The sequence below is a fragment of the Sodalis sp. RH14 genome, from assembly GCF_047324285.1.
Taxonomy (GTDB): domain Bacteria; phylum Pseudomonadota; class Gammaproteobacteria; order Enterobacterales; family Enterobacteriaceae; genus Acerihabitans.
The window spans coordinates 1,182,240-1,206,636 of record NZ_CP178739.1 but is presented as its reverse complement, the minus strand read 5'-3'; the positions used below and the strand labels follow the sequence as shown (position 1 = coordinate 1,206,636).

Genomic DNA, 24,397 nt, shown 5'->3' with positions numbered 1-24,397 from the left:
CAATCCAAATAGCTATCAATCAGGCGGGTGTAGATACTGCAATGATGAACAGATGGGGATTGCGGCGCAGGAATTCAAGCACAAAAGGTAAAAAAAGGGGCGGAAAAGACGGCGCGGACGCGCCGCCGATTTAAAATTTAATCGGGTGGCGTCCCGCCAGCGAATGGGACAGCGTGGTACCGTCGACCATTTCCAGCTCACCGCCCACCGGCACGCCGTGGGCGATACGGGTAGCCAGGACCTCAAAATGGGCGCACATCTCGGCAATGTAATTGGCGGTGGCGTCGCCTTCCACCGTGGGATTAGTGGCCAGGATCACCTCGGCGATATCCTCGCTTTCCAGGCGCTCCTGCAGGCGATCCAGGCCGATATCGTCCGGACCGATGCCGTCCAGCGGGGACAGATGCCCCATCAGCACAAAGTAGCGGCCGGCGAATTGCCCGGTCTGCTCGATGGCATGAATATCCGCCGGGCTTTCCACTACGCAGATCTGCCGGGTTTGCCTGCGCCTGGGATTGGCGCAGATGGTGCAGATGTCCTGCTCGGTAAACGTCCGGCAATCGGCGCAGTGGCCGATCTCAGACATGGCGCGGGTGAGCGCCTGCGCCAGACGCATACCGCCGCTGCGATCCCGCTGCAGAAGCTGGAAGACCATGCGCTGGGCCGATTTCGGCCCGACGCCGGGCAAGCAGCGCAAGGCTTCGGTTAACGCCTCTAGCAATGGACTGGTTTGCATCAGAACGGCATTTTAAAACCAGGAGGAAGCTGCATGCCGCTGGAGACGGTAGCCATCTTTTCCTTCTGGGTTTCGGCAATACGGCGCGCCGCGTCGTTAAAAGCCGCCGCGATCAGATCCTCGAGCATATCCTTGTCGTCGTCCAGCAGGCTGGGATCGACTTCAACACGACGGCAGTTATGCGCGCCGTTGATGGTAACCTTGACCAGGCCTGCCCCAGATTCGCCGGTAACTTCCAGTTGGGCGATCTCTTCCTGCATCTGCTGCATTTTTTCCTGCATCTGCTGGGCCTGCTTCATCAGATTGCCCATTCCGCCTTTACCAAACATACATTTCCCTCTCTCGTAGCGTCGAACCGCAGGCGGCATCTCTCTACGCGCCGTGCGGCAGTTAAACAGGACGGATGCTATCTTCATCCAATTCGGCATCAAAAAAACGCTGAAGCGTCTGGATATTATTATCCGCGATAATCGCCTGGCGCGCCTGCATCAATTTTTCTTCATATATGGCCTGTCGCCATTCCAGCGGGGTACGTATCGCCGGATTATCATCTGTCACCACGGTTAATTCAACCGGAGCGCCGAGTTCTGTGCTTAGGGCCTCGGCCAGCGTTCCCTGGGAAATGGGGGAATTAAGGTGCTGCTGCGCGGAACGCAGGTGCAGGCAGACCTTGCCCGGCGCCAGATCTTCCCGGAAGGCGTTTAACGCCAGTTGCTGTACCAGCTTGGGGATCTTTAGCCTGTCCACCAGCGCCGCCCAAGGATCGCGCACGATGGATTCCTCGGCCAGGCGGGCCGCCAGCTCAGGCGTTTTTTCATGCTCCAGCGCCGTGCGCAGGGCCTTGGGCGTCGCCACCGGATCGCTGTCCTGCGTGGTCTGAATACTGGCCTTCCAGCGATAGGCCTCCGGTTTGACGGCTTTGGCGGTCCCTGGCTCCTTGCCGCCGGCGGCCTGCCGCTGCTGGGCCTGTTCGCTGACCGTGGCCAGGCGCTCCAGGGCGCTGTTCGCGGGCCGTGGCCTGGCCGGCGATGTATCGTTCTTTTTTACGTTTTGGTTGCCGTGGCGTTGTAATAACGCGGTGCGCGCCAATAGCAATTGCGCGGTACTGTCCGGCAGCGACGCCGGCGCCGCAGGCCGATCCGCGGAGGCCGGCGCGGGAACATGCCCGGCCGCGTCATCCGCCTGATAAGCGTACCTATCATCACCGGCATCGTCGGATGCCGGGTCGCCGGCCATATTCGCGTACTGCTCGGCGGCGCTGACCCAGTCATCCGGCATATCGGCGCCGGCATCGTCCCGCATTTGGGGCGTGGGGATGGAAACCGCCTGCCCGGCATGGCCCGGCGACGGCGCGCCATGTTCCAGGCGCGGCGGCCTGGCCTGATCCGACGGTGGCGCGGCGTTTACCTGAGGGGTCGGTCTGGCCTGATCCGACGGCGGCGCGGCGTTGACCTGAGGGGTCGGCCTGGCGTGATCCGACGGCGGCGCGGTGTGTACCTCAGGGGTCGGCCTGACCTGATCCGACGGCGGCGCGTCGTTATGCGGCGTCATTTGCCGGCCACGACCAGGCGCGGGAACCGCGTTATCGGGCGCCGGCTGCCGGTTATTTGTACGTTCCGGAGCTAGAGCGACGGATTCAGCCGTTTTTTTTTCCGTGTTCTCCCCCGCCTGCGGGGTGAGATCAATGATGCGCGGGTGGAACGCCAGCGCGCGCAGCAGGGTCATTTCGACCCCCATGCGGCGATCGGGGGCAAACGGCAGCTCTTTGCGTCCCACCAGCAGCGTTTGGTAATAAAGCTGCAAATCCGCCGGGGGAACGATCCGCGCCAGCTCACGCAGCCGGGGCGCGATGGCGGCGTCATCCTCGTCATCCAGGGCATCCGCAACCAGTTGACCCATGGCGATATGGTGCAGCAGCTGGAGCATATCCACCAGCAGGGTTTCCCAGTCCACGCCGCGGGAGGCGCACTGGGCCAGCTGCGCCATCATGGCGTTGCCGTCCGCCGCCGCCAGAGCCTCTATCAGCGCCAGGGGTTGTTCAGTGTTAAGGGTACCCAGCATGTCGCCCACGGTCTGGGTGGTGACCTGCCCCATACCCATGGCGATTGCCTGATCGGTCAGGCTCAGGGCGTCGCGCAGGCTGCCGTCGGCGGCGCGGGCCAGTAGCTGGAGGGCGCGCGGCTCGCTGTCGATATTCTCTTCACGCAGGATATGCTCTAACTGCGCGCGAATCTGGCCGATATCCAGCGCCTTGAGATGAAACTGCAGGCAGCGGGACAGGATGGTTACCGGCAGCTTTTGCGGGTCGGTGGTCGCCAGCAGGAATTTCACATGGGACGGCGGTTCTTCCAGCGTTTTCAGCAACGCGTTGAAGCTATGCCGGGAGAGCATGTGCACTTCATCGATCAAATAGACCTTGAAGCGGCCGCGCGCCGGCGCATATTGCACATTGTCCAGCAGATCCCGGGTGTCCTCCACCTTGGTGCGCGAGGCGGCGTCGATTTCAATCAGATCGACAAACCTGCCCTGCTCGATTTCACGACAGTTGGCGCATTGACCGCAAGGGCTGGCGGTGATGCCGGTTTCGCAATTAAGCCCCTTGGCCAGCAGGCGGGCGATAGTGGTCTTGCCGACGCCGCGGGTACCAGAAAACAAGTAGGCGTGATGGACCCTGCCCAGTGAAAGGCCATTGGTCAGCGCCGTCAGAACATGTTCCTGACCTACTACATCTGAAAACGTCTGCGGACGCCATTTACGGGCAAGAACCTGATAGCTCATGGGTCGCGAAATATGTCGGTGGACAGGGAGGTCATGCTAACACAGCCTCGCACCGGAGCGCGAGGCTGATATGATCAGTGCCCGGCGAAACCCACCAGGCTGTAACTATTGACGGCCAGGCGCTGCAGGCGCGCTTCGCCGCCGAGATCGGCCAGGTTGATAATAAACGCCGCGTCCTTGACCTCACCGCCCAGCCGGCGGATTAATTTTATCGTAGCCTCGATAGTACCGCCGGTGGCAAGCAGGTCGTCGACCACCAGTACCCGATCCCCTGGCGCGATGGCGTCCTGATGGATTTCCAGCTTATCGACGCCGTATTCCAGCTCGTAGCTTTCGCTCAGCACCGCGCGCGGCAGCTTGCCAGGCTTGCGCACCGGCACGAATCCCAGCCCCAGCGCCAGCGCCACCGGCGCGCCGAACAGGAAACCGCGCGCTTCGGTGCCCACCACCTTGGTCAAGCCGTGGCCGCGATAGTGATTCACCAGCAGTTCGATACTGGCGGCATAGGCCTGGGGATTTTCCAGCAGGCTGGTGATATCCCGGAAAAAAATACCCGGTTTGGGGTAATCGGGAATCGTTTTGATACTGTTTTTGATCAATGCTAGCTGTTCGGCCATCGCGGTCATAATGTATGCGCCTGAAACGAAAGAAATCATAATCCGCGCGGACGCGTTATCCTGAACAACCACGGTACATCGCGTTTTAACATGGGCTGGCAGGACCGACCGCGCACGAAAGCGCTCAAATCTATGCAAACTGGCGGAAAAATGCAACCACCGAGGGCGACTCATTTAGCCTTTTGTTGCGTAAAGTCAACCATGGACGCACGGCGTGATTTCCGGCCTATTCCGTACCGGTTTTGCATCCCTGTTAACATACCGCGGCCCCGGAATATTTTCATCTTTCTTTGCCCGCCGGCGCGCTGTTCAGGACAGGCGCGAACGCGGTATCATGGCGGCGACAGGTTAATATCTTTTTTTTCGCGGTTTTTACTCAGGAGAAGGGCGTGCATTCATCCAAGCTCCTCGTCACGTTAAGCGACCAGTTCAACACGCTGGCCGGGCGGATCGAGGCGGCCGGACAGGAGACGGTGTCCCAGTCCCGCTTTGACCACCAGCTTTTCCAGAGCCGGGGAACCCGCCTTGACGACTATCTGGCCGAAAGCCGCCAGACATTGCAGCGCCTGACGCTGACCGTCGAGCAGGGTTACACCGAGCGGGTGGCCTGGCTGGCGCAGCGGCTTATCGATCAAATGACCGCCCTGGCGCGGGAACTGGCCACACAGGACTTGCGGCGCGGCCAGCCTGCCAAGGCCGCGCCGGTGGATTATTACGCCCGGCTGAATGAACATCAGGACTATGAGCGCCGGCTGCTGTCCATGATCCGCGACCGGGACAGCCTGCGGCAAAGCACGGGCGATTATGCCCGTACCCAGCAGTTGCAACAGGAAATCGCCGCCCTTGAAGGCCGGCTGGCCCGCTGCCGGCAGGCGTTGGCGCGCATTGAGCGTCTGATCGAGCGCAGGGAGAATGGACTGGAAAAGGGTTGATAGCACGTGCTGTCACATTTTGTTTATTCGCTCATTATAAATTGCTTCATGTTTTCATCTATACTGGTAGTTTTCGTCTACTCGACAACGCATTCAGGAGAGACCTGTGGCGCTGGAAGATGAATCCCCCGAGATTAAACTGGCGGTCGATTTGATTATGCTGCTGGAGAGTAACGATATGGAGCCGGAGCTGGTGTTGGCGGCCCTGGAAATTGTGAAAAACGATTATGTCATCAAGGCGCGCCGCGGGGAAGAATAACCCTGCCCCAGCCGGGCGGCTACTGCGGCAGCGCCGCCGGGTCGTGACGCAGGTTAGGGCTTAGCCGCAGCATATCCATAAAGGCGGCGATCAGGATGCGGGAGCCGCCGGCCAGATCAAAGGTGCCGGGCACGAACAGCCAGTTTTCCATCAACCCGGTCATATAGGCGCGCAGCAGGATGGCGGCGCGGCGGCAGTGCAGACCGGCCGGCAGTTGACCGCATTCTATGCACCGGTTGAGCGTCTCTTCAATGCGTTCATAACATTCGGCGTATAATCCTTTGCGGACTTCCTGGAACAGTTCCATTTCTCCGACAAATTCACATTTATGAAAAACAATTTCCATTAAGGCGCGCCATTCGGTATTGGATACGGTGGACTGCAGAATGTAAATCAATGTCTCGGTTAAGACATGTAGTGGATCGTCGGGAAATTTTGCCTGATACTCTAGCTCTAATGCCAATATCCTAGCTTCAGCGGCATGCCAGATCTCATTAAATAACTCGACTTTATTCTTGAAATGCCAATAAATAGCACCACGGGTTACCCCTGCCACCGTTGCGATATCGGTGAGCGACGTTGCGGAAACCCCGCGCATTGAGAATTCCTGGACTGCGGCATCCAGAATATGCTGGCGCGTTTCCTGGGCCTGCTGTTTGGTTTTTCGTGCCATAGCGCTTTTTTTGGTTGTCTTTAGATTTACATACATTCGCGAATGTATGTACCATAGCATAAGGCTAATTGTTACGCAGCAATGGGTTTGTAGGCTTGTGATCAATTGATCAATTTTTTCAAATCGGACTCTTGAGGTTTATCTATGAACAAAAACAGAGGGATTTTGCCTCTGGCAGCCGTTCTGATGCTTTCAGGCAGCTTTATTCTCATTGGATGTGACAATAAAGACGCTAAACAGGCAGGAAATCAGCAACAGGCCCCGGAAGTTAGTGTGGTGACGGTAAAAAAACAATCATTGAATGTCACAACTGATCTGCCTGGTCGTACCGCCGCTTTCCGTGTTGCCGAAGTCCGGCCCCAGGTTAATGGCATTATCTTAAAACGCAATTTTGTCGAAGGCAGCGACGTGCAGGCCGGCGTCTCCCTCTATCAAATTGATCCGGCAACCTATAAAGCGGCGTATGACAGCGCCAACGGCGACTTAGCCCAGGCGCAGGCCAATGCCAATATCGCCCGTGTCACCGTCAACCGTTATAAAAAACTGATCGCCACCAACTTTGTCAGCCGTCAGGACTACGATACGGCGGTCGCCACCATGCAGCAGAACGACGCCGCGGTGCTTGCCGCCAAAGCGTCGCTGGAAAGCGCGCGCATCAACCTGGCTTACACCAAGGTCACCTCGCCTATCAGCGGCCGCATCGGTAAATCCGCCTATACCGAAGGCGCCCTGGTCACCAATGGCCAGACCACCGCCATGGCCACCGTTCAGCAGTTGGATCCGCTCTATGTGGACGTAACCCAGTCCAGCAACGATTTCCTGCGCTTAAAACAGGAACTCGACAGCGGCGCCCTCAAACAGAAGGACGGAAAAGCGGCCGTGCGGCTGCTGATGGAAGACGGCAGCGAATACCCGCAGCCCGGCACCCTGGAATTCTCCGATGTCAGCGTGGATGAAACCACCGGCTCCATCACCCTGCGCGCCATTTTCCCCAACCCGCAGCATAGCCTGCTGCCCGGTATGTTTGTCCGCGCCCGTCTGGAAGAAGGGACCAACGACAATGCGTTACTGGTGCCGCAGCAGGGCATAACCCGCAATCCCCGAGGCGAAGCGACCGCAATGGTGGTGGGTCCTGACAATAAGGTTGCCGTACGCCAAATCACCGCCCAACAGGCGATCGGCGATAAATGGCTGGTCACCGCCGGCTTACAGGAAGGCGACCGCGTGATTGTCAGCGGCCTGCAGAAAGTCAAGCCGGGTGTGCAGGTCACGGCCAAGGAAGCGACTGATGAACCGGCACAACCGCAGCCTGACGCCGCCAAAAAGTCTTAATAGGAACGGGTAAACGATATGGCTAAGTTTTTTATCGATCGCCCCATTTTTGCATGGGTGATTGCCATCATTATTATGCTCGCGGGCCTGCTGTCTATCTTGCAGCTGCCCATCGAGCAGTATCCGGCCATCGCGCCGCCGACCATCCGGGTCACCGCTACCTATCCGGGCGCCGACGCGACGACCCTGCAGGACAGCGTAACCCAGATTATCGAACAGAATATGAACGGTATCGATCATCTGCTGTATATGTCGTCCAGCAGCGATTCATCCGGTACCGCCACCATATCGCTGACATTCGATTCCAGCGCCAATCCGGATATCGCCCAGGTGCAGGTGCAGAACAAACTGCAGTTGGCCATGCCGCTGCTGCCCCAGGCCGTGCAGAGCCAGGGGGTGCAGGTACAGAAGTCCAGCGCCAGCTTCCTGATGGTGGCCGGGTTTATCAGCGACGATAAAAATGCCACCCAGCAGGATATCGGCGATTATGTCGGCTCCAAAATCAAGGATCCGATAAGCCGTACGCAGGGCGTGGGCGAAGTGCAGCTATTCGGCGCCCAATATGCCATGCGTGTTTGGATGGACCCCAATAAACTGAACAACTTCCAGCTTACCCCGGTGGATGTGGTTAGCGCATTGACGGTTCAGAACAACCAGATTGCCGCCGGACAGCTAGGCGGAGCGCCGGCGATTAAAGGCCAGCAGTTGAACGCCTCGATCATTGTGCAAAGCCGCCTGACCAACGCCGAGGAGTTCGGCAAAATCCTGCTCAAGGTCAACGCCGACGGCTCGCAGGTACGCCTGAAGGACGTGGCCAAGGTTGAACTGGCCGGGGAAAACTACGACGTTATCGCGCGCTTCAACGGCCAACCGGCCGCCGGGCTCGGGGTTAAACTGGCCACCGGCGCCAACGCCCTTGATACCGCCGACGCGGTTAAAGCGGAGCTGGCCCGGCTGCAGGCGGATTTCCCGACGGGATTAAAAGTCGTTTATCCGTACGACACCACCCCGTTTGTGAAAATCTCCATCCAGGAAGTGGTGAAGACCTTGGTGGAAGCGATCATCCTGGTGTTCCTGGTCATGTATCTGTTCCTGCAGAACTTCCGCGCTACGCTTATCCCGACCATTGCGGTGCCGGTCGTCTTGCTGGGCACCTTCGCCATACTGAGCGCGTTCGGCTATACCATTAATACCCTGACCATGTTCGCCATGGTGCTGGCGATAGGGCTCCTGGTGGATGACGCTATCGTGGTGGTGGAAAACGTCGAACGCGTCATGGGCGAGGAAGGCCTTAGTCCCAAGGAGGCGACGCGCAAATCCATGGGCCAGATCCAGGGCGCCCTGGTGGGCATCGCGCTGGTATTGTCGGCGGTATTTGTGCCGATGGCCTTCTTCGGCGGGTCGACCGGCGCCATCTACCGCCAGTTCTCCATTACCATCGTCTCGGCGATGGTACTGTCGGTGCTGGTGGCCATGATCCTGACCCCGGCGCTGTGCGCCACCATATTAAAACCGGTCAAAAAAGGCGATCACGGCACCACCAAAGGCTTCTTCGGCTGGTTTAATAAAAAGTTCGATCAAAGCACCAATCATTATACCGACAGTATCGGCCATATCCTTAACAGCACCGGACGCTACCTGATCATCTATCTGCTGATTGTGGTCGGCATGGCGCTGCTGTTTATTCGCCTGCCCTCCTCCTTCCTGCCGTCGGAGGATCAGGGGGTTTTCCTGAATATGGCGCAGTTGCCGGCCGGGGCCACCCAGGAGCGCACCCAGAAAGTACTGGACCAGATGACCCAGTATTACCTGACGAAAGAAAAGGATAACGTCAACTCGGTCTTTACCGTTAACGGCTTCGGTTTTGCCGGGCGCGGCCAGAACTCCGGCATCGCGTTCGTCAGCCTGAAAAGCTGGGATGAGCGCAAAGGGGCGGAAAATAAGGTCCCGGCGATCATTGCCCGGGCCAATGGGGAATTCTCTCAGATAAAGGACGGTATCGCCCTGGCGTTTAACCTGCCGGCCATCGTTGAGCTGGGTAATGCTACCGGCTTCGACTTCGAGTTAATCGATGAGAACAACCTGGGGCATGCCAAGCTTACCGAGGCGCGTAACCAGCTGTTCGGTATGATTGCGCAGCATCCCGATACCTTAGTGGGCGTGCGGCCAAATGGCCTGGAGGATACGCCGCAGTTCAAGCTGGATGTGGATCAGGAGAAGGCTTCGGCGTTGGGCGTCTCGCTGGATGATATCAACACCACTCTGGGCGCGGCCCTGGGCGGTAACTATATCAATGACTTTACCGATCGCGGCCGAACCAAAAAGGTCTATGTCCAGGGCGACGCGCAGTACCGTATGCTGCCGCAGGACATAGGCAACTGGTTTGTGCGCGGCACCAATGGACAGATGGTGCCGTTATCGGCGGTGTCCACCTCGCACTGGCAGTATGGCTCGCCGCGCCTGGAGCGTTATAACGGCTTGCCCTCGATGGAAATCCAGGGTGAGGCGGCGCCGGGCAAGAGTACCGGTGAAGCCATGGCGCTGATGGAGGAACTGGTGGCTAAGCTGCCCGCCGGCGTAGGCTACGATTGGACGGGGATGTCCTATCAGGAACGGCTATCCGGCAACCAGGCCCCGGCGCTGTACGCCATCTCGCTGATCGTGGTGTTCCTGTGCCTGGCGGCGTTGTATGAAAGCTGGTCCATCCCCTTCGCGGTGATGCTGGTGGTGCCGTTGGGCGTGGTCGGGGCGCTGCTGGCCGCCACTTTCCGCGGTATGAATAACGACGTCTATTTTGTGGTGGGGCTGCTGACCACCATCGGGCTGTCGGCGAAAAACGCCATTCTTATCGTCGAGTTCGCCAAGGACTTGATGGACAAGGAAGGCAAGGGATTGGTTGAGGCGACATTAGAGGCGGTGCGCATGCGTTTGCGTCCCATCCTGATGACATCGCTGGCCTTTATCCTCGGCGTATTGCCGCTGGCCATCAGCACCGGCGCGGGGTCGGGCTCGCAGAACGCCGTCGGCACCGGGGTAATCGGCGGTATGATCACCGCCACCTTGCTGGCAATATTTTTCGTACCGGTGTTTTTTGTCGTGGTTCGCCGCCGCTTCGGTAACAAAAGCGACGAACAGCGGGAACAGGATCGCCCGGTGAATAATCCTCAGTTGGATAATCCGCACCGTTAAGCACCGTTTAACCATCGGGCCGTTGACGCGGCCTGATGGTTCAGTCAAGTCCCGAGCCGCGCAAGCGGCTTTTTTTATGCCTGGCTTAGGCCGACGGCTTGAGGGGGCTTGACCCGATGGCGAAAAAGAGGATAATAGTTATGATATAACATAACTAAATGAGGTGAGATATGAAACCTGGCATCCATCCCGACTACCGTACCGTGGTGTTTCACGACACCAGCGCGGATGCTTATTTTAAAGTGGGTTCGACCATCAAGACCGACCGTACCGTGGAGCTGGACGGGAAAACATTCCCCTACATCACGGTGGAGGTGTCATCCGAATCCCATCCCTATTACACCGGCAAGCAGCGGATCGTGGATAAAGAAGGCAGCACCGCGCGCTTTAACCAACGCTTCGGCCGTTTTTTCACCAAGTAGTCATTATTAGAAGAGGCGTGGTTATCATGCAGGTATTAAGCTCGTTGCGTTCCGCCAAGACGCGTCATCCGGATTGTAAAGTCGTTCGCCGTCGCGGCCGCATTTACGTCATCTGCAAATCCAATCCCCGCTTCAAGGCGGTCCAGGGCGGGAAAAAGAAAAAATAACCGGCGCCGGTTACTCAGTCGGTCAAAGGCCTCCGCTGGAGGCCTTTTGTTTGCCGCCGGCGCGGCCGGCGATGGCGGCACGCAGGTTATTTTTTTGCCTTGCCGGCAGTGAAATAATGCCGGCGCAAAATCATGGTGAAACTGCCGCGCGGTCCTAACAGTACCGAAATAAAAAAGATCAGGCTGGCGGTAAGCACAATGGCCGGGCCCGCCGGAATCGAGGCGTAGAACGACCACAGCAGCCCTACCCAGGCGCTAAGCAGGCCAATCAACAACGCTATCAGCAGCGTGCCCGGCAGATGCCCGGACCAACAGCGGGCGGCCACCGCCGGCAGCATCATGAGTCCCACCGACATCAGGGTGCCGAGAATTTGAAAACCCGCCACCAGGTTAAGCACCACCAGCGCCAGGAATAAGGCATGGATCAGGCGGGGATAACCGCGAACGTTTATGCGCAGGAACGCCGCGTCGAAGGCCTCAATAATCAGCGCGCGATACATCAGCGCCAGGCAAAGCAGCGTAACGGTGGCAATCAGGCCGACAAACAGAATGGCCTGGCTATCGACCGCCAGTACGGTGCCAAATAACAGATGAAGCAAATCGACGCTGGACCCGCGCAGGGATACCAAGGTCACGCCCAGGGCCAGCGATCCCAGATAAAAACCGGCAAAGCTGGCGTCTTCCTTCAGGACGGTGAGCGAGGTCACCCAGCCGGACAGCACCGCGACCAGTAATCCGGCGATAAATCCGCCGATGCCCATGGCCATCAGCGACATGCCCGACAGCAGATAACCGATGGCGACGCCGGGCAATATCGCGTGTGATAAGGCATCCCCCACCAGGCTCATCCTGCGTAGCGACAGGAAAACCCCCAGCGGAGTGGAACTGAGCGAAAGGGCAAAACAGGCCACCAGCGCACGCCGCATAAATCCAAGCGAGAGAAAGGGGTCGAATAAGAGGTGAAGGATCATGATGCGGCCTGATGGAAGCAACGATCGGTGGACCAGGCGGCCCGGGGAGAAAACGCGTCCGCGAGGATCGCGTCTGTCGCCCCCCAGCGCGTGTGCCGGCCGGACAGCAGCAGGGTTTGTGGAAAACGACGGACCACCAGGGCGTCGTCGTGCAGTACCACGATAATGGTGTGGCCGGCCTTATGAAGCTGGTCGATGACATCCATCAATAATGCGCAGGTTGGACTGTCAATCCCGCTGAAAGGCTCATCCAGCAATATCAGCGGCGCCTGCTGCACCAGAAGGCGGGCGAACAGCATACGCTGGAACTGGCCGCCTGATAGTATTTCAATCGGGCTCGTTGCCATTGATCCCAGACCGACGCGATCCAGGGCGTCATGGATGCGCGCCATGGCCGTCTTGTTAATACGCCGCAGCAATCCGATGGCCGGCCAACAGCCCATAGCGACCACTTCAAACACCCGCAACGGAAACTGACGGTCCAGCTCTGACTGCTGTGGTAAATAGGCGATACGGGGTTTTTGCCCTGCCGAGAACGAAAGGCTGCCGCCGATAGCCGGCAAAAGTCCGGCAATGGTTTTCAACAGGGTCGATTTACCGGTGCCGTTGGCGCCGATAACCGCGGTCAGGCTGCCGGCCTCGAATTTGCCGTCCAGGGCGTCGATAATAGCGTGCCCGTGGTAGCCGATACATAACTGTTCAAATGTCATCATGGCAATAAGGATGCCCAAAAGATACCCAGCCAGAGGACACACAGCAGGGCCAGACCAAATCCTATGCGCCGTAACCCGGAGGCGCACATCAGATTGTCAGGCGTGGGGTCGGTGGTTTTGCTGATAGAGGATCGCATGAAAACATGCCTTTCATAAAATGTTATAATATAACATATCACGTACTGGGAGGCTTGCCAACATCCCTCCGGCGTTTAACTGTTAAGGAACCGCCGGGTTTGAACGGTTTAGCAACGTATTGTCATAATTTTATGGCAATAAGGGATGAGTATTGCGACAAGAAATGGTAAAAATAAATATAATAAATACCATAGCGGCGGAAATGAGTGTTTACCCGTTGCTTGCTGTGTGCAAATAGCTGCTTTATCACCACCACGTTGACTGCTGGTAACCATCGTCGCCCACAGGCTTTCACCGTTTGTGCAATTAGTGTTAATGAAATTGCAATAGGATATGACGGTAAGATAATGTAAGCTGATAGTGCCAAACTGCATAAAATCTTCTATCTTTAAATAGGGCGCGGGAACGCCGATGATACGTGGGCGTGCCTCAATCCCATCTTAAAGATGACGGTAATTTGTTTAGCGTTAGGAGGGCTGATATGGATGAGTATTCACCCAAACGACATGATATAGCACAGCTTAAATACCTCTGTGGCAATCTGTATGATGAGGGCATTGCCAGTTTGGGCGATAGCTACCATGGGTGGGTTAATGACCCGGCATCGGCGATTAATTTACAGATGAATGAATTAATCGACCATATTGCATCTTATGTGGTCATTTTTAAGCTTAAACATCATAATGAAAGCGATTTGGTCGATCATGTAGAAACCTTCCTAGACGATACTTTTACCTTATTTAGCAGCTACGGTATCAATAATCTGGATGTGCAACGGTGGCGCAAAAGCCGTTCACGGCTATTCGGAACTTTCTCAGAGACTGAACTCTGTATTTCCTGAAATAGTAAATGATATTTTAACATATGAGAGAACCCAAAAGGCCAATATGAACAAGATCGATTATTTAATGCGGTTACGCAAATGCAGAACCCTGGAGACGCTGGAGCGGGTGATAGAGAAAAACAAATATGAACTGTCCGACGACGAACTGGAGATATTCAACTCTGCGGCCGACCATCGTCTCGCGGAACTGACCATGGACAAACTCTATGATAAAGTTCCGGTGTCGGTCTGGAAGTATGTTCGTTAAACAGCCATTAAGTGATACTTAATATCAACATTAATAAAAATTTATGTTCATATAGGTGTATTTATCACTCCTTTTTTATCACCGGCTATTCCGTGTTGTGACGCAGATTATCGCGCTCCCCAAGTGTAAACGTGCGCTCTTATGCGTGTTGACGCGCCCCGGGCATGTCCTGGATTGGTAATAAAAACACGAATAAATATGCCATAGCAGCTATCACGGCGTAATGCCGGATAGCCAGTGCTTTATTTTAATAGACGCTATTATGCAAGGTATTCCATCCTTTAATTTTTCCCGGCAATATATCAACGGACGTTATTTCATCGACAAGCGCCATAGAACATCCTATTGGCCCGGGCTATCGACTAATTAATAACGGCGGCTGGTTGAAAAAACAGCGGACCTGGCATCCATAAAGAAGCATTGATGAAAAATGGGAGAATAATGGTGGGGCGTTTGATTGGGTGGAGGCCCCGCCAGCAACATCCCGGCACACACGTCGCCTGCTACGGCTGCTTCCTTCCGGACCTGACCGAGTTCACAAGTTAGTGTTGCGGGAGCACCAACGGGGCCTCCATTGACGGCTCGTTTTTCCCGAGCGCGGGGCATTATCAATGATGCCCCGCGCAATTGCAAGCCGATACGCGCCAAGCGCTGTTTTCTTGGGCAATCGCCATCCGCGCCGTGGCCCTGCCCTATTTTAAATCCTTTTTGACCCTGCCGGGTTATGCCAATATGCTGCCTTGGGCTTAATGAATTCTGTGCCATACGATGAATGAACCAATTGATACGTTTCGCCAGCGGGTATTCCAGATTGTCGCCGCCATTCCTTCCGGCCACATTGCCACCTATGGCGATGTGGCCCGGCTGGCGGGATCTCCGCGCGCCGCCAGGCAGGTCGGGGGCATACTGAGCCGGTTGCCCGCGGGTAGCCGCCTGCCATGGCATCGGGTGGTTAACCGGCACGGCGGCATTTCACTGCCAGGCGAGGGTTATGAACGGCAGAGAACCGCCCTGGAAGCGGAGGGCGTGGAATTCGGGCGCGGCGGTAATATCGACTTGTCCCGCTATCGCTGGGTCTTGTAAAACGCCGGCCAGGCTGGAACAGCGGGCCAGGGAGAGGAGAGGCCGCGACACGTTAAATACCTTAGTCTTGGCGGGGATGATGATTTGTCGCCATGGCGCTAGGGCGTGAGCGCGTCTCACCTCCCTGTGAGACACTCAACCTATCGCCACCAGAGGCGTTGTTCAGTGTTGTTCAGTAACGTCTCAAGCCGTTGTGCCCAGGCACGCGACGCTTTAGCCGGCATAAACGCCGCCAACACCGCGGCGTTTAGCACCATCCCAAGAGACCTTACAACTGGTTAGGCGCGGGAACACTGCTGGCCGGCGCCACCTGGGTGGGAGAGGTCAGCGGCACGGTAGATGCCGCCGCGGCGCGTGTCGGCATGGCCACGGCTTCCACCGGCACCAGCGTCAGATCCTGTTTGGTGCCGCCGTTGTTGATAACCGTCTTCACCTGCTCGGTAATAAACATTAACCGGCCATCGACGGTAATCGCCGCGCTTAGCAGGATGCGCGCATTGGGCTGTATTTGCGCCGGATTAAACGGCAACACAAAGCTGAACGGCGCCTGCTTACCTTCCGTGCGTACCACACGTTGCGCAATGACGGTAGACGGCGTATCGCTTATCGAGGCATCGGACAGCGTTACGGTCAATACCGCGTCGGGAGGCAATGCGATCCGTTGCCTGATCCAAACGGTGCCGGAAACGCTGGGTTGCCTTAACGCTTCGGCTTGTTCAGCGGTGCCCGGGGTTTTGAACGCCGGGGTAGCCACCTGATGGCCTTTATCAGCGCATCCCGCCAAGGTGACCGCTAGCGCAGCGCCACCTACTACTTGCCAGAGTTTCATGATTTATCTCTCCTTCTTATTATTAGCTCATCATTTCACCGATACCAAGCGGCGGTGAAGTCTTGGTGGCTGAACCACCTAATGATTTAATCATGGCACAGAATCCTGATATTTTCCTGTCGGTTGCATTCGCACCGGACACGTTTGCGGTTATGCTCATTAAAGCGGGCTGTCATGGCCGGCCTGGGAGGTTCGGTGCCCCGACGCTATGCCGGCACCCGTCATGCGTTTACCCGCAGTGAAGACCCTGGTTACTGGAGCGTAGTTATGACCCGTAAAATCGATCATCTATTGAATCTGATCACCCTGGAAAAGCTGGAGGAAGGCCTTTTTCGCGGTCAAAGCGAGGATTTGGGCCTGCCGCGGGTCTTCGGCGGGCAGGTGGTGGCCCAGGCTTTGTACGCCGCGCGGCAGACGGTCCCCCCGGCGCGGCATGTCCATTCCTTTCACAGCTATTTTTTACGCCCAGGCGACGTCAGCTTGCCCATTGTCTATCAGGTGGCCGAGCTGCGCGACGGCAACAGTTTCAGCGCCCGTCATGTCAGCGCCATTCAGCAGGGCCTGCCGATATTTTACCTGACGGCCTCGTTTCAGGCGGAAGAAACGGGCTTTGAGCACCAAAGCCCGATGCCCCAGGTGCCCGCCCCCGAGGGGTTGCCCTCGGAGCGGGATATCGCGCTGCCTCTGGCCGCCGGCCTGCCCGAGCCGCTGCGGCGAAAACTGACCGGTGAAAAGCCGATAGAAATGCGTCCGGTTGTTTTCCATAACCCGTTTAAAGGCGCCGTGGAAAAACCCGTGCGTTATGTTTGGCTGCGGGCTGCGGGCACACTGCCGGATGACCGTGAATGCCATCAATTCCTGCTGGGCTACGCGTCCGATTTTAACTTCCTGCCCACAGCGCTCCAGCCGCATGGCGTGGGGTTTCTTGAGCCCGGGGTGCAAATCGCCACCATTGATCATTCGATGTGGTTCCATCGCCCTTTTCGTTTTGACGATTGGCTGTTATATGCGATAGAAAGCCCTTCGGCGTCCGGCGCGCGGGGATTTGTGCGCGGACAGATTTTCCGCCGCGACGGGGTGCTGGTAGCCTCGACGGCGCAGGAAGGCGTGATGCGGCACCATGGGGTGTGAACCCACCCGGCCCGCCCGGCGCTTTGCGCAAATGAAAACAGGGGCGATAAATCGCCCCTGCTGATTTTCCATGGCCGGTTATCGTGCCCCGGCGCTGCATAGAAAATTATTCGTTATAGGCATTTTCGCCATGGCTGTTGACGTCCAGGCCTTCGCGTTCCTGTTCTTCGGACACACGCAGCCCCACCACCATATCGGCAATCTTGAAGCCGATAAAGGCCACGACGCCGGACCAGACCAGACAGACGATCACGCTGAACAGCTGAACCCAGAGCTGGTGCCCCATGGTAACACCCTGAGCGTAACCCACGCCGCCGAGCGAGGCGGAAGTGAATACGCCGGTCAGCAGGCAGCCTACGATACCGCACACGCCGTGCACGCCGAATACGTCGCAGACATCATCCACCCGCAGCCATTTTTTCAGGGCAACCACACCCCAAAGCCCGGCTACGCCGCCCACCAGGCCAATGACCAGTGCGCCACCGACGCCGACGGTGCCGGCGGCAGGAGTGATGGCGACCAGACCGGCGATACAACCGGAGCAGGCGCCCAGCAAGGAAGGCTTGCCGCGCAGCATCCACTCAACAAACACCCAGGACAGGATGGCGCCGGCGGTAGCCATGACGGTATTGAGGAAAGCCAGTGCGGCAATTTCGTTGGCAGCGCTGGCGGAACCGGCGTTGAAGCCGAACCAGCCGACATACAGGATCGCGGTACCGGTAAAGACCATCGGCAGGTTATGCGGCTTAAACGCTTCCTTGCCGAAACCTGAGCGTTTGCCCAGCATATAGGCACCCACCAAACCGGCACTCGCCGCATTGATATGAACGACAGTACCCCCGGCGAAGTCCAGCGCGCCCTGCGCCGCCAGATAACCGCCTGCCCAAACCATATGCGCCATCGGCAGGTAGGAAAAGGTCAGCCATACCAGCACAAAAATCAGCACCGCGGAGAAACGAATACGTTCCGCCAGGGCGCCGACAATCAGACCGACGGTAATACAGGCAAACGAACATTGAAACGCGACGTGGATCAGTTGATAGAACGTACCGGTCAGCGCCGTCAGCTCAATATTCTTCAACATGGTCCAACCGAACCCGCCGAAAAACGGATTGCCCTCGCTAAAGGCCAGGGAGTAACCGTAAATCAGCCACAGCACGCAGACCATGGCGAAGGTGACCGCAACCTGGGTCAACATCGACAGCACGTTTTTGGCGCGCAGCAGGCCGCCGTAAAACAAGGCAATCCCCGGTAAAGTCATAAACAGCACCAAAGCGGTGCTTATCATCATAAAAGCGTTATCGGCCTTGTCAGCAACAGGCGCTGCGGCCATGGCCCATGTCGGCAACAATGCTACTGCGCCGAGGCTGGTCAATGAGACAAGTTTCTTCATTTTCATTCATCCCTATCCACAAAATTCGCGCGTGTGTGTCGTTAAAGTGCTGCTTCGTCGGTCTCTCCGGTACGAATCCGGATGACCCGTTGTAGCTCAGCAACAAAAATCTTGCCGTCGCCGATCTTTCCGGTATACGCCGCTTTACTGATGACATCGATAACTTCATCTAGCTGATCGTCGGCAATGGCGATATCAATTTTTACCTTGGGCAGGAAATTAACGCTGTATTCGGCCCCGCGATACAGCTCTGCATGGCCCTTTTGCCGTCCAAAGCCTTTGACCTCGGTGACCGTCAGCCCTTGAATGCCCACAGCAGAAAGCGCTTCTCGCACGTCTTCTAATTTAAATGGTTTAATCACCACGGTTACCAGCTTCATATGTTCCCCCTCAAGAATTTGGATCTGAACTCGCGATCGCTACGCCTGAGTAAAGCAAAGCATGTGCCACAAATGTTTTGAAATAGAAATTTACCGTTGGACGCCCGCCGATACAGCAAAACCCGCCTCAGGCGCAGCATTGGCTCCGACGACGCGCAAAAATACACCAGCGAGGCGCACTGTATTAGTGCGCTACGCCAGATTACGGTGCAGAAGGGGGAATATCGGCGCCGGGATGCTCAATCCCGGTGCGCGCTGCGCTTAAGCGCCCAGCATGCTTATCCGCGGCTACCCACGGGCGGCACATCCGTCGCACATCGTCAGCCGTGCCCCGCGCCGGCCACCCTGACGTCGGCGGCGAGCGCCCTGCCGGCCTGCTGCAGTTGATACATCTGGAAATAGCGGCCCCGCTGCGTTAACAACGCCTCGTGGGAGCCCCGCTCCACCGCTTCGCCACGGTGGAGCACCAGAATTTCGTCAGCCTCGACAATGGTGGATAAGCGGTGCGCGATAACCACCAGGGTGGTCTGGTGGCGGATAGCCGCCAACGCCCGCTGGATCGCCTGCTCGGTGCCGGAGTCGATATTGGCGGTGGCCTCGTCGAGGATCAGGATTTGCGGAGTGAGGACCAGAACCCTGGCCATGGCCAGCAGCTGTTTTTGCCCGACCGACAGGGTATTGCCCTGCTCGCCGAGGCCGGCGTGGATGCCGCCCGGCATGGATCTGACCAGTTCCGCCAGTTGCACCTGTTCCAGGGCATGCCAGGCCCTGGATTCGCTGATATCACGCCCCAGGGTAATATTGGTGAATACAGTGTCCGCCATGACCACCGGGTCCTGCTGGACGATGGCGACGCCTTGTCTGAGCACCCGGTGCGACAGGCTGGCGATGGGCCGGCCGTCAAGCAATAGCGCACCCTCGCTGATGGGATAATAGCCCATCATTAAATTGGCCAGGGTGCTTTTACCGCTGCCGGTATGCCCCACCAGCGCGATAAAGCGCCGGGATGGCACCGACAGGGAAATATGCCGCAATACCGGCGTGGCATCGCGGTAGGAAAAGCTGAGGTCGCGAATATCAATACGTCCGCTGCTCAAGGGCCGGTCGTCGTCGCCGTACTGCTGCCGGTCGCCGTCCATCAGTTCAAAGATGCGCTCGCCCGCCACCACGGCCTGTTGCAGCATCGATTGCTGGGTGGTCAGTTCAATCAGCGGCTCATTTAAGCGGCCGAGATAATTGATAAAGGCATACAGTACCCCGACCCCGACGGTGCCCGCCGGGCTGAAGCTAAACAGCATCAGCAGGCCGCATAATACCAACGCCGACAGCAGGCTCAGGAGCGGGCGCAGCAAAAAGCCCTCAAGCCTCAGGGTCTGCATCCGCGCCAGGTAATGGGCGTGGCTGGCTTGCGCCAGCCGTTGGCCGAAACGCCCCTGCTGGCGAAACTGCTGGATGACGCTCATGCCGCTTATCGCTTCATTAAAGCCATTGTTGATATCCGCCAGATAGGCGCGCAGGCGACGCACGATCGGGGTGCTGAAATGCTGATACACCGTCATTACCAGCGCCACCACGGGGAAGATCACCATCGAAATGGCGGCCATGCGCCAGTCCAGCATAAACATCGCAATAAGCATGGCGCCCACCAGGGCGATACAGCGCAGCACCGTCGCCATCACCGTGACGTAAAGATCCTTGACCACCTCGGTATCATTGGTCACCCGCGAGATAAGCTGGCCCACCGGCTGGGTATCAAACGCGCTCAGCGGCTGGCGCAGCGCGGCATCCATGACCTCGGTGCGCAGTTGCTGCACCACGTCGAGCGCCGTTTGGTTGAACAACAGCGCCTGGTAGTAGCGCAGGGACGCGGACACCATCTGCAGGGCGATATAACCCAGTGCCAGCCCGGTCACCAGCAGCGGCGGAAAGGTTTTCAGCGGTACGACCCGGTCGATAAAAAAGCTGATCACCACCGGGCCGGCGACTTCCGCGCCGGCCGCCAGCCACAGCATGACCACCGCCAGCGTCAGCGGTTTGCGGTAAGGCCGGCTGTAGGCCAGCAGCCGTTTCAGCGTCGGCCACAGGGTTTGCCATTTACGCATCGGCCGCCTCCTGCCCGTCCGGATCGGCGCTGAGCGCTGCTTCCAACTGCTGGTAGCGGAACATATCCCGATACCAGCCCTCTTCCTGCAGCAGATGCTGATGTTCGCCCCGCTGGGCAAGGGTGCCGTGGCGCAGCACGACGATTTCATCGGCCGCATTCAGCGCCGACAGCCGGTGGGCGGTAATGATCAGGGTACGTCCCTCGCCCCACTGCCTGAGATTGCGCAAGATGGTATGTTCGGTACGCCCGTCCACGGCGGAGAGCGCGTCGTCGAATATCAGGATTTCCGCCTCCAGCAGCAGGGCGCGGGCAATGGACAGACGCTGTTTTTGCCCGCCGGACAGCATCACGCCCCGCTCGCCCACTTCGGTTTCATAGCCCTGCGGCAGCCGCAGGATATCCTCATGCACGCAGGCAAGGGTCGCCGCCCGCTCGATTTGCTCCCGGGTGGCGTCCGGCCGGCCGAGGGCGATATTACGCGCCACGCTATCGGAAAATAAAAACGGCGTCTGGCTGACCACCGCCAGGCGGCTATGCCACTGATCAAGGGAGACATCGGCAAGGGACATACCGTGGAAACGGATCTCGCCCCGGGTCACGTCAAAATGCCGCTGCAGCAGCGATAACAGCGTGCTTTTACCGGCGCCGGTCGGGCCGCAGATACCCAGCACCCGTCCCGGCGCCAGCCGCAAATGGATATTATTCAATGTCGGCTGCGGCGTGTGCGGATAGCTGAAGCTGTCGACGTCAACCTCAAGGACGCCGCGTCCGGGGGGAAGCATTTCCTTACCGTCCCTGACCTGAGGAGCCTCGTCCAGCGTTTGGCGGATCCGGCTATAGGCGGCGCTGCCCCGCTCGACAATATTAAACATCCAGGCTAATGCCAGCATCGGCCAAATCATCAGGCCCAGATACATAATAAAGCTGGTTAACTGCCCAAGCGTCAGCAGATCGTTCATCACCATCCAACTGCCGCCCCCGATGGCCAGCAGGTTAGAAAAGCCGACGGTCAGGTAAATGGTGGGATCGAAACGCGCGTCAATGCGCGCCACGCGCATATTTTTTGCGCCGGCGTCGGCGGCCACCTGCACAAACCGCTCCGACTGGTATCCCTCCAGACCGAAGGCCTTGATCATGCGGATGCCGGTAAGGCTTTCCTGCGTTTGGTTATTGAGCGACGAAAACGCCGCCTGGGCGGTTTTAAACCGCCGGTGCAGCTCATCGCCGTTGTGTTTAATCAGCAGCGCCATGACCGGCATCGGCAGCAGCGACAGCAGGGTAAGCTGCCAGCTTATCTGCACGCTCATCACCACCAGCACCGACAGGCCCATCACCAGCGAGTCCACCAGGGTCAGCACCCCTTCCCCGGCGGCGAATACCACCCGGTCCACGTCGTTGGTGGCGCGCGCCATCAGATCGCCGGTGCGGTGGCGCAGATAAAAACCCGGCAGTTGATGGCTGAGCAAATGATAAAACCGGGCGCGCAGCTCCACCGCCAGCTTATAAGAGGCGCCGAACAGCAGCACTCGCCATACGTAGCGCAGCAGGTATACCAGCACGGCGGTAAACGCCATGACGCCCAGCCACATCATGATCATCCGCGTGGAGGCCCGATGCTCCGTCACGCCGTCCACGATAACCCCGACCAGTCTGGGCGGGATCAGTTGCAGTATGGCGATAATGATCAACAGTAAGACCGACCCCAGATAACGTCGCCATTCGCGGCGAAAATACCAACCTAATTGTGCAAATAATCTCACGCAGTTTTATTCCAGACCTATTGAAAGTGACCCGCCGCAGCGAAAGATAAATTATAACGGCAATACGGTGGTATTTTTGATTTGTTCCATGGCAAAACTCGAGGTCACATCGATGAGGCCAGGCACGCCGTTCACCAGCCGCTTATAAAAGTTGTCGTAGCTCTTCATATCGCTCGCCACCACCTGCATCAGGTAATCATACTCGCCGGCCATGCGATAAAAGGCCAGCACTTCCGGCATTCCTTTAACCTGCGCCACAAAGGCCTGATACCAGTCGCTATTATGCTGCTGTGTTTTAATCAGCACAAAGGCGGTCAAGGCCAACCCCAGCTTTTCATTATCCAGCAGCGCCACCTTAGCGCGCACGATACCGGTTTCCTCGAGACGTTTAAGACGTTTCCAGCATGGTGTGGAGGTCAGGTTGACCGCATCCGCCAGCGTCTGAAGCGAAAGCGTACAGTCTTGCTGCAGCAATGAGAGTAATGTGCGGTCAGTTTTATCTAGCATAAGTATCTTTTGGAGAAAATATTTCTCTTATCACACGTTAATCGAGTGAAAAAGGCAACTTATTTTTTCTTCATCCCCGCTATGCTGTGAACCCCTCCTTCCGCTTTAAGGATAATTATTATGACCGCGCCCTGGGTGAAACAGGCCATCAGCGAAATCCAGTCTGATTTCCAGCGCTCCGCCGATACGCATTTAATACGGTTTCAGTTGCCGGCGTTTCCGGGCATTTTTTTCTATCTGAAAGATGAAAGCACCCATCCCTCGGGCAGCCTGAAACATCGGCTGGCCCGCTCGCTGTTTTTATACGGCTTGTGCAACGGCTGGATAAAGCAGGGCACCACCATTATCGAGGCATCGTCAGGCAGCACGGCGGTTTCGGAGGCCTATTTTGCCCGGCTGCTCGGCTTGCCTTTTATTGCCGTCATGCCGGAATGCACGGCTAAACGTAAAATTGAACAGATTACTTTTTACGGCGGCCGCTGCCATTTTGTCGGGCATAGCGCCATGATCTATGACGAAGCCAAAGCCCTGGCCCACGAGTTAAACGGCCATTATATGGATCAGTTTACCTACGCGGAGCGCGCCACCGACTGGCGCGGCAACAATAATATTGCGGAAAGCATTTTTCGCCAGATGGCGCAGGAGCCCTGCGCCGAACCCGATTATATCGTTATGAGCGCCGGCACCGGCGGCACGTCGGCCACCCTCGGGCGCTATATTCGCTACCAGGGTCATAACACCCGGCTGGTGGTGGTCGATCCGGAGAATTCCGTCTTTGCTGAATATTTTCATCACCGGGACGCCGCGCTCACCGCAAGCATAGCCAGCCGGATCGAAGGCATCGGCCGGCCGCGCGTGGAGCCGTCGTTTATTGCCGATGTGATTGATGAAATGATCCAGGTACCCGACGCCGCCACCATCGCCACCCTTTACTGGCTCGAGCCTATCCTCGGCCGCCGGGTGGGGGCGTCCACCGGTACCAATATGTGGGGCGCGCTGCAACTGGCCGTCAGGATGCGCGCCGAAGGAAGGCAAGGCGCCATCGTTACGATATTGTGCGACGGCGGGGAACGCTACCATGACACCTATTATCAGATGGAGTGGGTGCGTGAACATATCGGCGATCTGAGTCCCTGGCAGGATACATTGACGGCCCTCTAGGTGCGGGAAAGATGCCAAATGGCCACGGAGG

The 24,397-nt window shown here is 57.5% G+C and carries 24 protein-coding genes and 1 other RNA gene; 11 read left to right on the top strand and 14 right to left on the bottom strand.

Going from position 1 to position 24,397, the window contains the following annotated elements; translation table 11 throughout:
• Positions 1-130: 130 nt before the first annotated feature.
• From recR to apt, 4 genes are all read right to left on the bottom strand, one after another.
• Positions 131-736 (bottom strand): recombination mediator RecR, encoded by a 606-nt coding sequence (gene recR, locus ACL2XQ_RS05320; RefSeq protein ID WP_410016161.1) that lies wholly within the window; start codon positions 734-736, stop codon positions 131-133.
• Positions 736-1,065 (bottom strand): YbaB/EbfC family nucleoid-associated protein, encoded by a 330-nt coding sequence (locus tag ACL2XQ_RS05315; RefSeq protein ID WP_410016162.1) that lies wholly within the window; start codon positions 1,063-1,065, stop codon positions 736-738. The genes recR and ACL2XQ_RS05315 overlap by 1 nt, the downstream gene beginning before the upstream one ends.
• Before the next feature lie 61 nt (positions 1,066-1,126).
• On the bottom strand, positions 1,127-3,514 hold the full coding sequence (gene dnaX / locus ACL2XQ_RS05310; RefSeq protein WP_413722266.1) for a DNA polymerase III subunit gamma/tau: 2,388 nt from the start codon (positions 3,512-3,514) through the stop codon (positions 1,127-1,129).
• 74 nt (positions 3,515-3,588) lie between these two features.
• On the bottom strand, positions 3,589-4,140 hold the full coding sequence (gene apt, locus ACL2XQ_RS05305; protein ID WP_410016164.1) for an adenine phosphoribosyltransferase: 552 nt from the start codon (positions 4,138-4,140) through the stop codon (positions 3,589-3,591).
• A gap of 380 nt (positions 4,141-4,520) precedes the next feature.
• Here apt and priC point away from each other — a divergent pair, with 380 nt between their 5' ends.
• Entirely contained in the window at positions 4,521-5,063 is a 543-nt protein-coding gene (gene priC, locus ACL2XQ_RS05300) for a primosomal replication protein PriC (protein WP_410016165.1), read from the top strand.
• 106 nt (positions 5,064-5,169) lie between these two features.
• Positions 5,170-5,322 (top strand): DUF2496 domain-containing protein, encoded by a 153-nt coding sequence (locus tag ACL2XQ_RS05295; RefSeq protein WP_410016166.1) that lies wholly within the window; start codon positions 5,170-5,172, stop codon positions 5,320-5,322.
• A 19-nt stretch (positions 5,323-5,341) separates the two neighbouring features.
• On the opposite strand, the gene acrR is transcribed toward ACL2XQ_RS05295, so the two are convergent.
• Positions 5,342-5,995, bottom strand: a complete 654-nt coding sequence (gene acrR, locus ACL2XQ_RS05290) for a multidrug efflux transporter transcriptional repressor AcrR (protein ID WP_410016167.1) — start codon at positions 5,993-5,995, stop codon at positions 5,342-5,344.
• Positions 5,996-6,139: 144 nt separating this feature from the next.
• Between acrR and ACL2XQ_RS05285 the strand changes: the two genes are divergently transcribed.
• From ACL2XQ_RS05285 to ykgO, 4 genes are all read left to right on the top strand, one after another.
• The gene (locus ACL2XQ_RS05285; RefSeq protein WP_410016168.1) at positions 6,140-7,327 is read left to right on the top strand and encodes an efflux RND transporter periplasmic adaptor subunit; all 1,188 of its coding nucleotides are present in this window, start codon (positions 6,140-6,142) and stop codon (positions 7,325-7,327) included.
• Positions 7,328-7,345: 18 nt separating this feature from the next.
• Entirely contained in the window at positions 7,346-10,516 is a 3,171-nt protein-coding gene (locus ACL2XQ_RS05280; protein WP_410016169.1) for an efflux RND transporter permease subunit, read from the top strand.
• 170 nt (positions 10,517-10,686) lie between these two features.
• A complete protein-coding gene (locus ACL2XQ_RS05275) occupies positions 10,687-10,938 on the top strand; it encodes a type B 50S ribosomal protein L31 (RefSeq protein WP_410016170.1) in 252 nt (83 codons plus the stop codon).
• 26 nt (positions 10,939-10,964) lie between these two features.
• The gene (gene ykgO, locus ACL2XQ_RS05270; RefSeq protein WP_410016171.1) at positions 10,965-11,105 is read left to right on the top strand and encodes a type B 50S ribosomal protein L36; all 141 of its coding nucleotides are present in this window, start codon (positions 10,965-10,967) and stop codon (positions 11,103-11,105) included.
• 86 nt (positions 11,106-11,191) lie between these two features.
• Here the strand turns inward: ykgO and ACL2XQ_RS05265 are convergent, their stop codons facing one another.
• Both ACL2XQ_RS05265 and ACL2XQ_RS05260 read right to left on the bottom strand, forming a co-directional pair.
• Complete coding sequence (locus ACL2XQ_RS05265) at positions 11,192-12,079, bottom strand: metal ABC transporter permease (protein ID WP_410016607.1); 888 nt, start codon at positions 12,077-12,079, stop codon at positions 11,192-11,194.
• Positions 12,073-12,789: a metal ABC transporter ATP-binding protein gene (locus ACL2XQ_RS05260; RefSeq protein WP_413722265.1), complete on the bottom strand. Its 717-nt coding sequence runs from the start codon at positions 12,787-12,789 to the stop codon at positions 12,073-12,075. The genes ACL2XQ_RS05265 and ACL2XQ_RS05260 overlap by 7 nt, the downstream gene beginning before the upstream one ends.
• A gap of 619 nt (positions 12,790-13,408) precedes the next feature.
• Between ACL2XQ_RS05260 and tomB the strand changes: the two genes are divergently transcribed.
• Both tomB and ACL2XQ_RS05250 read left to right on the top strand, forming a co-directional pair.
• The gene (gene tomB, locus ACL2XQ_RS05255) at positions 13,409-13,768 is read left to right on the top strand and encodes an Hha toxicity modulator TomB (protein WP_162367726.1); all 360 of its coding nucleotides are present in this window, start codon (positions 13,409-13,411) and stop codon (positions 13,766-13,768) included.
• Positions 13,769-13,814: 46 nt separating this feature from the next.
• Complete coding sequence (locus ACL2XQ_RS05250; protein WP_162367725.1) at positions 13,815-14,018, top strand: HHA domain-containing protein; 204 nt, start codon at positions 13,815-13,817, stop codon at positions 14,016-14,018.
• A 468-nt stretch (positions 14,019-14,486) separates the two neighbouring features.
• Here ACL2XQ_RS05250 and ffs read toward each other — a convergent pair.
• Positions 14,487-14,583, bottom strand: an RNA gene (gene ffs / locus ACL2XQ_RS05245) — signal recognition particle sRNA small type.
• A 203-nt stretch (positions 14,584-14,786) separates the two neighbouring features.
• On the opposite strand from ffs, the gene ACL2XQ_RS05240 reads away from it, so the two are divergent.
• Positions 14,787-15,101 carry an MGMT family protein gene (locus ACL2XQ_RS05240; protein WP_413722264.1) on the top strand — a complete coding sequence of 105 codons (315 nt, stop codon included), beginning with the start codon at positions 14,787-14,789 and terminating at the stop codon, positions 15,099-15,101.
• A 268-nt stretch (positions 15,102-15,369) separates the two neighbouring features.
• Here ACL2XQ_RS05240 and ACL2XQ_RS05235 read toward each other — a convergent pair whose 3' ends face one another.
• On the bottom strand, positions 15,370-15,930 hold the full coding sequence (locus ACL2XQ_RS05235; protein WP_410016174.1) for a YbaY family lipoprotein: 561 nt from the start codon (positions 15,928-15,930) through the stop codon (positions 15,370-15,372).
• Between the two features lie 267 nt (positions 15,931-16,197).
• On the opposite strand from ACL2XQ_RS05235, the gene tesB reads away from it, so the two are divergent.
• A complete protein-coding gene (gene tesB, locus ACL2XQ_RS05230) occupies positions 16,198-17,061 on the top strand; it encodes an acyl-CoA thioesterase II (RefSeq protein ID WP_410016175.1) in 864 nt (287 codons plus the stop codon).
• Between the two features lie 106 nt (positions 17,062-17,167).
• On the opposite strand, the gene amtB is transcribed toward tesB, so the two are convergent.
• From amtB to ACL2XQ_RS05205, 5 genes are all read right to left on the bottom strand, one after another.
• Entirely contained in the window at positions 17,168-18,454 is a 1,287-nt protein-coding gene (gene amtB / locus ACL2XQ_RS05225; RefSeq protein WP_410016176.1) for an ammonium transporter AmtB, read from the bottom strand.
• Between the two features lie 41 nt (positions 18,455-18,495).
• Positions 18,496-18,834, bottom strand: coding sequence for a P-II family nitrogen regulator (glnK, locus tag ACL2XQ_RS05220; protein ID WP_009639071.1), 339 nt, complete (start codon positions 18,832-18,834; stop codon positions 18,496-18,498).
• 320 nt (positions 18,835-19,154) lie between these two features.
• Entirely contained in the window at positions 19,155-20,936 is a 1,782-nt protein-coding gene (locus ACL2XQ_RS05215; protein ID WP_413730861.1) for a SmdB family multidrug efflux ABC transporter permease/ATP-binding protein, read from the bottom strand.
• Complete coding sequence (locus tag ACL2XQ_RS05210; protein ID WP_413722262.1) at positions 20,929-22,698, bottom strand: SmdA family multidrug ABC transporter permease/ATP-binding protein; 1,770 nt, start codon at positions 22,696-22,698, stop codon at positions 20,929-20,931. Before ACL2XQ_RS05210 ends, ACL2XQ_RS05215 begins: the two co-directional genes overlap by 8 nt.
• 51 nt (positions 22,699-22,749) lie before the next feature.
• Complete coding sequence (locus ACL2XQ_RS05205) at positions 22,750-23,205, bottom strand: Lrp/AsnC family transcriptional regulator (protein WP_413722261.1); 456 nt, start codon at positions 23,203-23,205, stop codon at positions 22,750-22,752.
• A gap of 120 nt (positions 23,206-23,325) precedes the next feature.
• Here ACL2XQ_RS05205 and ACL2XQ_RS05200 point away from each other — a divergent pair, with 120 nt between their 5' ends.
• Entirely contained in the window at positions 23,326-24,366 is a 1,041-nt protein-coding gene (locus ACL2XQ_RS05200; RefSeq protein WP_413731189.1) for a PLP-dependent cysteine synthase family protein, read from the top strand.
• The last annotated feature ends 31 nt before the right edge of the window (positions 24,367-24,397 follow it).

What these genes read in the sequence shown, in the direction of transcription:
- ACL2XQ_RS05280 (WP_410016169.1), top strand. Translation starts at nt 7,346, where the DNA reads ATGGCTAAGTTTTTTATCGATCGCCCCATTTTTGCATGGGTGATTGCC.
- amtB (WP_410016176.1), bottom strand. Translation starts at nt 18,454, where the DNA reads ATGAAGAAACTTGTCTCATTGACCAGCCTCGGCGCAGTAGCATTGTTG.
- ACL2XQ_RS05205 (WP_413722261.1), bottom strand. Translation starts at nt 23,205, where the DNA reads ATGCTAGATAAAACTGACCGCACATTACTCTCATTGCTGCAGCAAGAC.
- ACL2XQ_RS05250 (WP_162367725.1), top strand. Translation starts at nt 13,815, where the DNA reads ATGAACAAGATCGATTATTTAATGCGGTTACGCAAATGCAGAACCCTG.
- ACL2XQ_RS05240 (WP_413722264.1), top strand. Translation starts at nt 14,787, where the DNA reads ATGAATGAACCAATTGATACGTTTCGCCAGCGGGTATTCCAGATTGTC.
- ACL2XQ_RS05235 (WP_410016174.1), bottom strand. Translation starts at nt 15,930, where the DNA reads ATGAAACTCTGGCAAGTAGTAGGTGGCGCTGCGCTAGCGGTCACCTTG.
- ACL2XQ_RS05315 (WP_410016162.1), bottom strand. Translation starts at nt 1,065, where the DNA reads ATGTTTGGTAAAGGCGGAATGGGCAATCTGATGAAGCAGGCCCAGCAG.
- ACL2XQ_RS05275 (WP_410016170.1), top strand. Translation starts at nt 10,687, where the DNA reads ATGAAACCTGGCATCCATCCCGACTACCGTACCGTGGTGTTTCACGAC.
- ACL2XQ_RS05260 (WP_413722265.1), bottom strand. Translation starts at nt 12,789, where the DNA reads ATGATGACATTTGAACAGTTATGTATCGGCTACCACGGGCACGCTATT.
- apt (WP_410016164.1), bottom strand. Translation starts at nt 4,140, where the DNA reads ATGACCGCGATGGCCGAACAGCTAGCATTGATCAAAAACAGTATCAAA.
- ACL2XQ_RS05200 (WP_413731189.1), top strand. Translation starts at nt 23,326, where the DNA reads ATGACCGCGCCCTGGGTGAAACAGGCCATCAGCGAAATCCAGTCTGAT.
- recR (WP_410016161.1), bottom strand. Translation starts at nt 736, where the DNA reads ATGCAAACCAGTCCATTGCTAGAGGCGTTAACCGAAGCCTTGCGCTGC.
- acrR (WP_410016167.1), bottom strand. Translation starts at nt 5,995, where the DNA reads ATGGCACGAAAAACCAAACAGCAGGCCCAGGAAACGCGCCAGCATATT.
- glnK (WP_009639071.1), bottom strand. Translation starts at nt 18,834, where the DNA reads ATGAAGCTGGTAACCGTGGTGATTAAACCATTTAAATTAGAAGACGTG.
- tesB (WP_410016175.1), top strand. Translation starts at nt 16,198, where the DNA reads ATGACCCGTAAAATCGATCATCTATTGAATCTGATCACCCTGGAAAAG.
- ykgO (WP_410016171.1), top strand. Translation starts at nt 10,965, where the DNA reads ATGCAGGTATTAAGCTCGTTGCGTTCCGCCAAGACGCGTCATCCGGAT.
- dnaX (WP_413722266.1), bottom strand. Translation starts at nt 3,514, where the DNA reads ATGAGCTATCAGGTTCTTGCCCGTAAATGGCGTCCGCAGACGTTTTCA.
- ACL2XQ_RS05285 (WP_410016168.1), top strand. Translation starts at nt 6,140, where the DNA reads ATGAACAAAAACAGAGGGATTTTGCCTCTGGCAGCCGTTCTGATGCTT.
- ACL2XQ_RS05215 (WP_413730861.1), bottom strand. Translation starts at nt 20,936, where the DNA reads ATGCGTAAATGGCAAACCCTGTGGCCGACGCTGAAACGGCTGCTGGCC.
- tomB (WP_162367726.1), top strand. Translation starts at nt 13,409, where the DNA reads ATGGATGAGTATTCACCCAAACGACATGATATAGCACAGCTTAAATAC.